General features: G+C 73.5%; 10 protein-coding genes. 8 read left to right on the top strand and 2 right to left on the bottom strand.

Annotation, left to right across the window (positions count from 1 at the left end):
* Positions 1 to 161: 161 nt before the first annotated feature.
* The 3 genes from rplM to glmM all read left to right on the top strand — a co-directional run bounded on the left by rplM (position 162) and on the right by glmM (position 2694).
* Positions 162 to 605 (top strand): 50S ribosomal protein L13, encoded by a 444-nt coding sequence (rplM, locus tag ACFVU7_RS10050; RefSeq protein ID WP_030055846.1) that lies wholly within the window; start codon positions 162 to 164, stop codon positions 603 to 605.
* A gap of 45 nt (positions 606 to 650) precedes the next feature.
* The gene (rpsI, locus tag ACFVU7_RS10045) at positions 651 to 1160 is read left to right on the top strand and encodes a 30S ribosomal protein S9 (protein ID WP_049649053.1); all 510 of its coding nucleotides are present in this window, start codon (positions 651 to 653) and stop codon (positions 1158 to 1160) included.
* Between the two features lie 169 nt (positions 1161 to 1329).
* A complete protein-coding gene (gene glmM, locus ACFVU7_RS10040; RefSeq protein WP_388044861.1) occupies positions 1330 to 2694 on the top strand; it encodes a phosphoglucosamine mutase in 1365 nt (454 codons plus the stop codon).
* Positions 2695 to 2808: 114 nt separating this feature from the next.
* Here glmM and coaA read toward each other — a convergent pair whose 3' ends face one another.
* A complete protein-coding gene (gene coaA, locus ACFVU7_RS10035; RefSeq protein WP_049649055.1) occupies positions 2809 to 3804 on the bottom strand; it encodes a type I pantothenate kinase in 996 nt (331 codons plus the stop codon).
* Positions 3805 to 3903: 99 nt separating this feature from the next.
* Between coaA and glmS the strand changes: the two genes are divergently transcribed.
* Positions 3904 to 5760, top strand: a complete 1857-nt coding sequence (glmS, locus tag ACFVU7_RS10030; RefSeq protein WP_117488219.1) for a glutamine--fructose-6-phosphate transaminase (isomerizing) — start codon at positions 3904 to 3906, stop codon at positions 5758 to 5760.
* Between the two features lie 37 nt (positions 5761 to 5797).
* Here glmS and ACFVU7_RS10025 read toward each other — a convergent pair whose 3' ends face one another.
* Entirely contained in the window at positions 5798 to 6346 is a 549-nt protein-coding gene (locus tag ACFVU7_RS10025) for a Uma2 family endonuclease (RefSeq protein ID WP_049649063.1), read from the bottom strand.
* Positions 6347 to 6526: 180 nt separating this feature from the next.
* Between ACFVU7_RS10025 and ACFVU7_RS10020 the strand changes: the two genes are divergently transcribed.
* From ACFVU7_RS10020 to tsaE, 4 genes are all read left to right on the top strand, one after another.
* A complete protein-coding gene (locus tag ACFVU7_RS10020) occupies positions 6527 to 8002 on the top strand; it encodes an NAD(P)H-hydrate dehydratase (RefSeq protein ID WP_387967112.1) in 1476 nt (491 codons plus the stop codon).
* 186 nt (positions 8003 to 8188) lie between these two features.
* On the top strand, positions 8189 to 9388 hold the full coding sequence (gene alr / locus ACFVU7_RS10015) for an alanine racemase (RefSeq protein ID WP_388044860.1): 1200 nt from the start codon (positions 8189 to 8191) through the stop codon (positions 9386 to 9388).
* On the top strand, positions 9385 to 10617 hold the full coding sequence (locus ACFVU7_RS10010) for an alpha/beta fold hydrolase (protein WP_117488211.1): 1233 nt from the start codon (positions 9385 to 9387) through the stop codon (positions 10615 to 10617). Before alr ends, ACFVU7_RS10010 begins: the two co-directional genes overlap by 4 nt.
* A gap of 117 nt (positions 10618 to 10734) precedes the next feature.
* Positions 10735 to 11232, top strand: coding sequence for a tRNA (adenosine(37)-N6)-threonylcarbamoyltransferase complex ATPase subunit type 1 TsaE (tsaE, locus tag ACFVU7_RS10005; RefSeq protein ID WP_049655956.1), 498 nt, complete (start codon positions 10735 to 10737; stop codon positions 11230 to 11232).
* Positions 11233 to 11325: the final 93 nt, after the last annotated feature.

Genomic DNA, 11325 nt, shown 5'->3' with positions numbered 1-11325 from the left:
GCGTATTGGCTCGCTCTATCTCACGTGAGAGGTCGGTACGCCGGAGACATCAGGTCGTCGACCAGCGGTCACCCTTGAATTGCGTCCAAGGTTGGCCAGGCTGCTCTGCCGTCCGGGTGCTCCTGTCAGGACTCACTCACTGAAAAGCGAAGGCTACGACCGTGCGTACGTACAGCCCCAAGCCCGGCGACGTCCAGCGTCAGTGGCACGTCATCGACGCGACCGACGTCGTGCTCGGCCGCCTGGCCTCCCAGGCCGCCAACCTCCTCCGGGGCAAGCACAAGGCGATCTACGCGCCGCACGTTGACACTGGTGACTTCGTCATCATCATCAACGCCGACAAGGTGCACCTGTCCGGTAACAAGAAGACCCAGAAGCTGGCCTACCGCCACTCGGGCTTCCCGGGCGGTCTGCGCTCGGTGCGCTACGACGACCTGCTGGCGAACAACCCGGAGAAGGCCGTCGAGAAGGCCATCAAGGGCATGATCCCCAAGAACAGCCTGGGCCGCCAGATGCTCTCGAAGCTGAAGGTCTACTCGGGCGACCAGCACCCCCACGCTGCCCAGCAGCCGGTGCCGTTCGAGATCACCCAGGTCGCGCAGTAATTCGGCCACCAAGCCCCCCAACACTGAAAAGAGCTGAGGAACACCGTGGCCGAGACCACTGAAACCCTTGAGGTCGACTTCGACGAGGCCGTTGAGGCCGTCGAGGGCGAGTACACCTCCGAGGAGAGCTACACCTCCGAGTCGCTGGCCGGCCGCTTCGGCGAGGCCGTCCCCGGCGCCGGCCTGGGCCGTCGCAAGGAGGCGATCGCCCGCGTGCGCATCGTCCCCGGCACCGGCCAGTGGAAGATCAACGGTCGCACCCTCGAGGGTTACTTCCCCAACAAGGTGCACCAGCAGACCGTGAACGAGCCCTTCAAGCTCCTCGAGCTGGACGGCCGTTACGACGTCGTCGCCCGCATCAGCGGTGGCGGCGTCTCCGGCCAGGCCTACGCGCTGCGCCTCGGCGTCGCCCGTGCCCTGAACGAGGCCGACGTGGACAACAACCGCGGCGCGCTGAAGAAGGCCGGCTTCCTGACCCGTGACGCCCGCGCCGTCGAGCGCAAGAAGGCCGGTCTGAAGAAGGCCCGCAAGGCGCCGCAGTACAGCAAGCGCTAATCGCCTCCCCCGGGGGTGCGGTCCGCCCTGGCGGCGCACCCCCTGGTTGCGCGAAAAACCGTCGCCCCGGAGTACCTCGCGTACTCCGGGGCGACGTGTTCCCCGGCTACTGCGCGGCGGCCGGGATCATCGGTTTGGGTTCCGAGCAGTGGTGATGGAGGACGGGACAGTGGGACGACTCTTCGGTACGGACGGCGTGCGCGGGGTGGCCAACGAGGGCCTGACGGCGGAGCTGGCGCTCGGCCTGTCGGTCGCCGCGGCCCATGTGCTCGGCGAGGCCGGCGCCTTCGACGGCCACCGGCCGGTCGCGGTGGTCGGCCGTGACCCGCGCGCCTCGGGCGAGTTCCTGGAGGCCGCCGTCATCGCCGGTCTGGCGAGCGCCGGCGTCGACGTCCTGCGGGTCGGCGTCCTGCCCACCCCGGCCGTGGCGTACCTCACCGGCGCGCTCGGCGCCGACTTCGGCGTGATGCTGTCCGCCAGCCACAACGCCATGCCGGACAACGGCATCAAGTTCCTCGCCCGCGGCGGCCACAAGCTGGACGACCGCATCGAGGACGCGATCGAGACCCACTACCGCAAGCACACCCTCGGCGACGAGGACTGGAACCGTCCGACCGGCGCGGCCGTCGGCCGGGTGCGCGAGTACACCGAGGGCTTCGACAAGTACGTCGCCCACCTGATCGGCGTGCTGCCCAACCGCCTGGACGGCATCAAGGTCGTCATCGACGGCGCCCACGGCGCGGCCGCCTACGTCGCCCCCGAGGCCTTCGCCCGGGCCGGCGCCGAGGTGGTCCACACCCTGGGGGCCGAGCCCACCGGCCTCAACATCAACGACGGCGTCGGCTCCACCCACCTGGACCGGCTGCGCGTCGCCATGAAGGAGCATCGGGCCGACCTCGGCATCGCCCTGGACGGGGACGCCGACCGCTGCCTGGCCGCCGACGCCGAGGGCAACGAGGTGGACGGCGACCAGATCATCGCCATCCTCGCGATCGCCATGAAGGAGGCCGGCACCCTGCGCGGCAACACCGCCGTGGCCACCGTGATGTCCAACCTCGGCTTCAAGCTGGCGATGGAGCGCGAGGGCGTCGAGCTGGTGGAGACCGCCGTCGGCGACCGCTACGTGCTGGAGGCGATGAAGGAGCACGGCTTCGCGCTGGGCGGCGAGCAGTCCGGCCACGTGATCCTGCTGGACCACGCCACCACCGGTGACGGCACCCTGACCGGCCTGATGCTGGGCGCCCGGCTGGCCGCCACCAAGCAGCCGCTGGCCGACCTGGCCGCCGTGATGACCCGGCTGCCGCAGGTGCTGATCAACGTCAAGGGCGTCGACAAGTCCCGGGTGAGGACCAGCACCGAGCTGGCCGTCGCGGTCGCCGAGGCCGAGGCCGAGCTGGGCTCCACCGGCCGGGTGCTGCTGCGCCCGTCGGGCACCGAGCCGCTGGTCCGGGTGATGGTCGAGGCCGCCGACCCGGCGCAGGCCGAGACGGTCGGGCAGCGCCTGGCCGAGGCCGTGCGCACCCACCTGGGCTGAGCCCCGGAGACACGGTGAAGGGCCCCCGCGCGCCGCGGGGGCCCTTCGTGTCGTGCGCTCCTCCGGAGGTGCCTCCCCGGGCGCGCCCCTCGGGGGGCGCTCTTCGGGGTGGGCTCAGAGCTTGCGCAGCAGGGCCCGGCGGACCTTGTGGTCCTGGCCCTTCTGGAGGATCAGGGTGGCCCGGCCGCGGGTCGGCAGCACGTTCTCCAGCAGGTTGGGCTTGTTGATGGTGCGCCAGACCTGCCGGCCGTACTCCATCGCCTCCTCCTCCGGCACCTCGGTGAAGCGGCGGAAGTAGGAGTTCGGGTCCTGGAAGGCGGTCTGCCGCAGCTTGCGGAAGCGGTCCAGGTACCAGTGCTCGATGTCGTCGGTCCGGGCGTCGACGTAGATCGAGAAGTCGAAGTAGTCGGCCACCGCGAGGCGGGTGCGGCCGTCGCTGCCGGGCAGGGCCGGCTGGAGCACGTTCAGGCCCTCGACGATCAGGATGTCCGGGCGCTCCACGGTCAGCCGCTCGCCCTGCACGATGTCGTACACCAGGTGCGAGTAGACCGGCGCGCTGACCCGCTCCTTGCCCGCCTTCACGTCCGCGACGAAGCGCATCAGCGCCCGGCGGTCGTACGACTCCGGGAAGCCCTTGCGGGCCATCAGGCCGCGGCGGCGCAGCTCGGCGTTGGGGAGCAGGAAGCCGTCGGTGGTGACCAGTTCGACCCGGGGGTGCTCGGGCCAGCGGGCCAGCAGCGCCTGCAGCAGACGGGCGGTGGTGGACTTGCCGACCGCGACGGAGCCGGCCACGCCGATGATGAACGGGGTGCGGGTGCGCTCGGTGTCCGGGGTGTCCAGGAACGTGCCCAGCGTCCCGCGCAGCTCGTGCGTGGCGTGGATGTACAGGTTCAGCAGGCGCGACAGCGGCAGGTAGACGTCGCGGACCTCGTCCAGGTCGAGGGCGGTCCCGAGGCCGCGCAGCCGTTCCACCTCCTCGGCGGTCAGCGGCAGCGGCGTACGCTCGCGCAGCGCGCTCCACTCGGCCCGGCTGAGGTCCACGTAGGGGGACGGGGACGGGCCGGGCGTGGCGGCGCCCGGCGTACAGAGTTCGGTCAGCACATGCTCCATTGTGAGCCGTCGCGGCGTTCACGGTGGCTGTGGTGTCGGTCACGCAGTGTTCCCGCGCGGCGGGAAAACGGCCACAGAACCGCCCTTATGCTGGCACGCATGTGCGGAATTGTTGGATACGTGGGCGCTCAGACCGCCCTCGACGTAGTAATCGCAGGCTTGCAGCGACTGGAGTACCGGGGCTACGACTCGGCCGGTGTCGCGGTGCAGGTCCAGGACTCCGAAGGGCAGTGGAGCCTGGCCACCGACAAGCGGGCGGGCAAGCTCGCCAACCTGGAGAAGTCGCTCGCCGAGACCCCTCTGCCCGGCGGCACCACCGGCATCGGCCACACCCGCTGGGCCACCCACGGCGGCCCGACGGACGCCAACGCCCACCCCCACCTGGACGACCGCGAGCGGGTCGCGGTGGTGCACAACGGCATCATCGAGAACTTCGCCCAGCTGCGCGCCGAGATCGCCGAGCGCGGCCACACCCTCCGGTCCGAGACCGACACCGAGGTCGTCGCCCACCTGCTGGGCGAGGCCTACGCGGGCGACCTCGCCGAGGCCATGCGGGCGGTCTGCCGTCAGCTGGAGGGCGCCTTCACCCTGGTCGCCGTGCACGCGGACGCGCCGGACGTGGTCGTCGGTGCCCGCCGCAACTCGCCGCTGGTGGTCGGCCGCGGCGAGGGCGAGAACTTCCTCGCCTCGGACGTCGCCGCCTTCATCGCCCACACCCGTGAGGCGATCGAGCTGGGCCAGGACCAGGTGGTCGAGCTGCGCCGGGAGGGCGTGACCGTCACCAACTTCGACGGCACCCCGGCCGACGTGCGCGAGTACCACGTCGACTGGGACGCCTCCGCCGCCGAGAAGGGCGGCTACGACTACTTCATGCTCAAGGAGATCGCCGAGCAGCCGAAGGCGGTCGCCGACACCCTGCTCGGCCGGATCGGCACCGACGGCCGGCTGACCCTCGACGAGCTGCGGATCTCCGACGCCGACCTGCGCTCGGTCGACAAGGTCGTCATCGTGGCCTGCGGCACGGCCTTCCACGCCGGCATGATCGCCAAGTACGCGATCGAGCACTGGACCCGCATCCCCTGCGAGGTCGAGGTCGCCTCCGAGTTCCGCTACCGCGACCCGATCATGGGCCCGGGCACGCTGGTCATCGCCATCTCGCAGTCCGGCGAGACCATGGACACCCTGATGGCCCTGCGGCACGCCCGCGAGCAGGGCGCCAAGGTGCTGGCGATCTGCAACACCAACGGCTCCACCATCCCGCGCGAGTCGGACGCGGTGCTGTACACCCACGCCGGTCCGGAGGTCGCGGTCGCCTCGACCAAGGCGTTCCTGACCCAGCTGGTCGCCTGCTACCTGGTCGCCCTGTACCTGGGCCAGGTGCGCGGCACCAAGTGGGGCGACGAGATCTTCGCCGTCATCAAGGAGCTCGGCGACGCGCCGAAGCAGGTCGAGCAGGTCCTGGAGACCATGGAGCCGGTGCGCGAGCTGGCCCGCTCGCTGGCCGACGCCCGCTCGGTGCTGTTCCTCGGCCGCCACGTCGGCTTCCCGGTGGCCCTGGAGGGCGCGCTCAAGCTCAAGGAGCTGGCGTACATGCACGCCGAGGGCTTCGCGGCGGGCGAGCTCAAGCACGGCCCGATCGCGCTGATCGAGGAGGGGCTGCCGGTCGTGGTGGTCGTGCCCTCGCCGCGCGGGCGGTCGATCCTGCACGACAAGATCGTCTCCAACATCCAGGAGATCCGGGCCCGCGGCGCCCGCACGATCGTGATCGCCGAGGAGGGCGACGAGGCCGTCGTCCCGTACGCGGACCACCTGATCCGCATCCCGGCGACCCCGACCCTGCTCCAGCCGCTGGTCTCCACCGTCCCGCTCCAGGTCTTCGCCTGCGAGCTGGCCACGGCCAAGGGCCACGAGGTCGACCAGCCGCGCAACCTGGCGAAGTCGGTCACCGTCGAGTAGCCGCTCGGCCGTACGGCGCCCCTGCGGTGGCTGCGTCCTACCGCAGGGGCGCCGTGTCGAGTGCGAACGAGAACGGGGCGGGCAGGTCGATCGCCTTGCCGAACTCGACCTTGGTCTGGGTGATGTAGTCCTCGCCATCGGGTTCAGTAAACAGGGTGATCATGCCTTCGCCGCGGTCGATCAGCAGGTAGCAGGGGATCCCCGCAGCGGCGTAGCCCCTGCGCTTGGGCTCGCGGTCCTTGTGCGGGTTGATCGACGTGATCTCGAAGACCAGCAAGACCCCTTCCGCAGAAGCCCACGAGTCGGCGTGCTCGAAATGGCCGACCGGGCTCAGGGTGCCGTCGGGGATGAACCGTCCTTTGGGCGTGATCAGTCCCTTGTTCCCGGACAGGTCGAACTCGGCCTCGGCCTTGCGCATGAACTGCCTGTTCAGCAGGGAGAACGCGGTCTCGTGTTCGCCGTCCGGCGGTGGTGTCACGACGATCTCCCCTTCGATGAACTCGGCCTTGCTTCCCAGCGGGGTGTCCAGCCCCAGAAACGCCTGGAGGAGGCTCTCCTCGCCCAGCGGGTGCTCGACTGCCGGCATGGCGACCATGGCCCTTCTCCCTCCTGCTGGTCTGTACCGAGCGACAAAGTAGGCGTACGGACCGGAGCCGGTGGGGGATCGAAGTGGGTGTCACTCGAAAGTGTGCCGCAGGCCCGGCTCCCGTGGGGCGGTGACGCGGGCTAGCGTCGGCGGTAGCCGACCGCTGAAGGAGTTCTCCCCATGCGTCATGCACACCCTGTGGAAACCGTCCGGGCCGCCGAGGCCGAGCTGATGGCGCGGCTGCCGGAGGGCACGCTGATGCAGCGGGCGGCCGTGGGGCTGGCCGCGACCTGTGCGCGGCTGCTGACCGGGCGTCGGGGGCGGGTGTACGGCAGTCGGGTGACGGTGCTCGCGGGCAGCGGGGACAACGGGGGTGACGCCCTGTACGCGGGGGCCGCGCTGGCCCGGCGCGGGGCGCGGGTGACGGCGGTGCTGCTGGTGCCGGAGAAGGCGCACCCGGGCGGGCTGGCCGCGCTGCGGGCCGCCCGTGGGCGGGTGACGGTGGAGCAGGAAGTCGGCCTGGCCGACTTCTCGCGCGCGGACCTGGTGCTGGACGGCATCGTCGGCATCGGCGGCCGGGGCGGGCTGCGCCCCGCGGCGGAGCCGTACGCGCGGGCGGCGCGACGCGGGGCGGTGGTCGCGGTGGACCTGCCGAGCGGGGTGGACGCCGACACCGGTGAGGTGCCGGGGGTGGCGCTGCGCGCGGACGTCACGGTCTGCTTCGGCACGTACAAGCCCGGTCTGCTGATCGACCCGGGGGCCTCGTACGCGGGCGCCGTGCAGCTGGTCGGCATCGGGCTGGAGCCGCCCGCCGCGGAGGTGACGGCGCTCCAGCACGCGGACGTGGCGGCGCTGCTGCCGGTGCCGGGCGCGGAGAGCGACAAGTACCGGCGCGGCGTGGTCGGGGTGGCGGCCGGCTCGGCGACGTACCCGGGGGCGGCGCTGCTCGCGGTGGCCGGGGCGCTGCACGGGGGCGCGGGCGCCGTCCGGTACGTGGGTACGGCGGCCGAGGAGGTGGTGCGGCGCTTCCCGGAGGTGCTGGTCACCGAGGGCGGTCCGGCCGGGGCCGGGCGGGTGCAGGCCTGGGTGGTCGGGCCGGGCGGCGGCGAGGGGGCGCGGCAGGCGCTGGCCGAGGCGCTGGCGAGCGACGTCCCGGTGCTGGTGGACGCGGACGGGCTGACCGAGCTGGGCCGGCTCGGCCCGGACGCGCTGGCCGGCCGCACCGCGCCCACCCTGCTCACCCCGCACACCGGCGAGGCCGCCCGGCTGCTCGCGGGTGCCGGGGGCGGCACGCCGCCGGCCGCCGACGACCTGGCCGCGGCCCGGCTGGCCACCGCCCGCCGGCTGGCGGCCGACTACCGCGCGACGGTGCTGCTGAAGGGCTCCACCACGGTGGTCGCCGACCCGGGCGGGGCCGTCCGGGTGAACCCGACCGGCACCTCCTGGCTGGCCACGGCCGGCAGCGGCGACGTGCTGGCCGGGCTGGCCGGCTCCCTGCTGGCGGCCGGCCTCGCGCCGCTGGACGCCGCGTCGGCGGCCGCCTACCTGCACGGCCTGGCCGGCCGTGAGGCGGCGGGCGAGCCGGGCGCCCCGACGACGGCGCTCGCGGTGGCCGGCGCGCTGCCGGCGGTGTGGCGGGCGGTCCGGACGCCCTGACCGGGGAGGCTGGGAAGGCGCCCGGAGGGCCGGGAACCGGAACCGGACGGTCCGTCGAACGCGTCCGTGCAAGGGACGGACGAGCGGTTCGCCGCAGGTCGGCGCGGTGCGCGCGGCCCGGTCGTCGGCCGCCGCGCCGACGGGCCGTTCGGCGAGGACTCCGGGACGTCTGGGAGACTGACCCTGATGACAACTGCGAACACGATCGGCACAGCCACCCTCACCGACGGCGTACGGGCCGAGGCGACCATCGATCTCGCCGCCCTGCGCGGCAACCTCGCCGCGTTGCGCGAGCGCGTCGGCAGCACGGCGGTGATGCTCGCGGTCAAGGCGAACGCCTACGGCCACGGCGCGGTCGAGTGCGCCCGGGAGGCGGTCGCGAACGGGGTCGGCTGGCTCGGCTGCGCGACGCCGGACGAGGCGCTGGCCCTGCGGGCCGCGGGCATCCGCCCCGAGCAGGCCCGCATCCTGTGCTGGCTGTGGACGCCGGGCGGGCCGTGGCGCGAGGCGCTGCGCGCGGGCCTGGACATCTCGGTCAGCGGCCAGTGGGCGCTGGACGAGCTGCTGCCCGCCGTGCGCGAGACCGGCATCCCGGCCCGGGTGCACCTGAAGGCCGACACCGGCCTCGGCCGCAACGGCTGCCAGCCGCACGACTGGCCGCAGCTGGTGGCGGCCGCCCGCCGGGCCGAGGCGGAGGGGCTGCTGACGGTCGTCGGCGTCTGGTCGCACTTCGCCGCGGCGGACGAGCCCGGCCACCCGTCGATCCAGGCCCAGCTGGACTCCTACCGCGTCGCGCTGGCCACGGCCGAGGCCGCCGGGCTGCGCCCCGAGGTCCGGCACCTGGCGAACTCCCCGGCCACCCTGCTGCTGCCGGAGTCGCACTTCGACCTGGTCCGCACCGGCCTGGCCGCGTACGGGCTGTCGCCGGTGCCCGAGGTGGGCTCGCCGGCGGACTTCGGGCTGCGCCCGGTGATGGCGCTGACCGCGCGGCTGGCGCTGGTCAAGCACGTCCCCGGCGGGCACGGGGTCAGCTACGGCCACCACTACACGACGCCGGGCGAGACGACGCTGGGCCTGGTCCCGGTCGGCTACGGCGACGGCATCCCCCGGCACGCCAGCGGCACCGGCCCGGTGCAGATCGACGGCAAGTGGCGCACGGTGGCCGGACGGGTCGCGATGGACCAGTTCGTGGTGGACCTCGGCGGCGACGCCCCGGCGATCGGCGACGAGGTGCTGCTGTTCGGCAACGGCGAGCGCGGCGAGCCCACCGCCGAGGACTGGGCCCGCGCCTGCGGCACCGTCTCGTACGAGATCATCACCCGGATCGGTGCCCGGGTGCCCCGCCGTTACCTGGGCGGCAGCCACGCCGAGGTCCGGTCGGCATGACCGGGGGGCCGGCCGAGGGCAGTCCGGTCGCGGCGGTCGCCAGGGCGGCCGGTGCCGCCTCCGGGGTGAGCCGGGCGGGTGTGATCGGGATCTCGGTCGGCGTGCTGGCGGCCGGGGCGGCCGCGGGCGTCGCGATCGAGCGGCTGACCGTCGGCCGGGCGATGCGCCGCCGGGCCCGGGCCGAGCTGGACGCGAACGCCCCGTACGGTTCGCTGCGCGGGCGCCCGAGGACGGTGGCCGCGCCGGACGGCACCGAGCTGTACGTCGAGCTGGACGGCACCGGCTGGAGCGGGCCGGACGGCGGGACCGGTGCCGAGCCGCTGACCGTGGTGTTCTGCCACGGCTACTGCCTCAACCAGGACAGCTGGCACTTCCAGCGGGCCGCGCTGCGCGAGGGCCTGCGGCTGGTCTTCTGGGACCAGCGCAGCCACGGCCGCTCCGAGCGCTCCCGCTCGTACCTGGCGGGCGAGCCGGCCGGCATCGACCAGCTGGGCGGCGACCTCAAGGCGGTGGTCGACGCCGTCGCGCCGACCGGGCCGCTGGTGCTGGTGGGCCACTCGATGGGCGGCATGACGGTGATGGCGCTGGCCGACCAGCACCCGGAGCTGTTCCGCGAGCGCGTCGCCGGGGTGGCGCTGATCGGCACCCTCGCCGGGGACTGGAACGAGGTCAGCCTCGGCCTGCCGAAGGCCGGCGCGAAGCTGTTCAAGAAGGTCGCGCCCGGGGTGGTGAAGCTGCTGGGCCGCCAGGTCGACCTGGTCGAGGCGACCAGGCGGCTGGGCTCGGACGTGGCCGCCGTGTTCTACCGGAGGTTCTCCTTCGGCGGCCGGGACGTCGACCCCGGTGTGGTGCGCTTCGCCGAGCAGCTGCTGGACGCCACCCCGATCGACGTGGTCGCCGAGTTCTACCCGGTGTTCGGCGCGCACGAGAAGTACGGGGCGCTGGACGCCCTGCGCGGCCTGCCCGCGCTGGTGCTGGCCGGGACGAAGGACCTGCTGACGCCCTCGACGCACAGCGAGGCGATGGCCGAGCGGCTGCCCGGCGCGGAGCTGGTGCTGGCCGAGGGCGCCGGGCACCTGGTGATGCTGGAGTGCCCGGAGCTGGTCGACCACGAGCTGGCCCGGCTGCTGCGCCGGGCCGTCGGCTTCGCCGGGGCCGCGCCGCTGCCCGCGGCCGTCCTCGACCTGGCCGGGGAGCGGACCGCGGAGACCGTCGTCGACCCCGCCTGAGGCCCCGGGTGCCCGCCCGGAGGGCCCACCCGCCGCGCGGGTGCCCGCCGATGTGGCACGGTAGCGGTGGCGGCCGGTGGTCGGCGCGCCGTACGGACCGAAGGGCAAGACACGCGCATGGGCTCGCACGCCACTCTCACCGTCCCCACCCCGGAGCGGATGGGCCGGCTCGGCCGGGAGCTGGCCGCGCTGCTGCGGCCGGGTGACCTGGTGCTGCTCTCCGGCGAGCTGGGGGCGGGGAAGACCACGCTGACCCGGGGCCTGGGGGAGGGGCTGCAGGTCCGCGGGGCGGTGACCTCGCCGACCTTCGTGATCGCCCGGGTGCACCCCTCGCTGGTCGGCGGCCCGGCGCTGGTGCACGTGGACGCGTACCGGCTGGGCGGGGACCTGGACGAGATGGAGGACCTCGACCTGGACGTCTCGCTGCCCGAGTCGGTGGTCGTGGTCGAGTGGGGCGAGGGCAAGGTCGAGCGGCTGTCCGAGGACCGGCTGGAGGTCCGGATCGAGCGCGCCATCGGCGGCACCGAGGGCGGGGACGACCAGGACCCGCGCCGGGTGGTGCTGACCGGCATCGGCCCGCGCTGGGCGGACGCGGCGCTGGCGGAACTCGGATAGCCGGGAGGGCGCCGACGGGGCTCCGACGACTCGCCGACATCTTGCCGACAGACTGTCGGCAAGATGTTGCGGCCGGGGTGCCGGGCGTGGTGG

It is taken from the genome of Kitasatospora sp. NPDC058046, from assembly GCF_042885595.1.
Taxonomy (GTDB): Bacteria; Actinomycetota; Actinomycetes; order Streptomycetales; family Streptomycetaceae; genus Kitasatospora.
This window is presented reverse-complemented; position numbering and strand designations above follow the sequence as displayed.

Excerpts from the sequence above, each read along its gene's own strand:
- coaA (WP_049649055.1), bottom strand. The coding sequence starts at position 3,804 with ATGGAGCATGTGCTGACCGAACTCTGTACGCCGGGCGCCGCCACGCCC.
- glmS (WP_117488219.1), top strand. The coding sequence starts at position 3,904 with ATGTGCGGAATTGTTGGATACGTGGGCGCTCAGACCGCCCTCGACGTA.
- ACFVU7_RS10025 (WP_049649063.1), bottom strand. The coding sequence starts at position 6,346 with ATGCCGGCAGTCGAGCACCCGCTGGGCGAGGAGAGCCTCCTCCAGGCG.
- ACFVU7_RS10020 (WP_387967112.1), top strand. The coding sequence starts at position 6,527 with ATGCGTCATGCACACCCTGTGGAAACCGTCCGGGCCGCCGAGGCCGAG.
- alr (WP_388044860.1), top strand. The coding sequence starts at position 8,189 with ATGACAACTGCGAACACGATCGGCACAGCCACCCTCACCGACGGCGTA.
- ACFVU7_RS10010 (WP_117488211.1), top strand. The coding sequence starts at position 9,385 with ATGACCGGGGGGCCGGCCGAGGGCAGTCCGGTCGCGGCGGTCGCCAGG.
- tsaE (WP_049655956.1), top strand. The coding sequence starts at position 10,735 with ATGGGCTCGCACGCCACTCTCACCGTCCCCACCCCGGAGCGGATGGGC.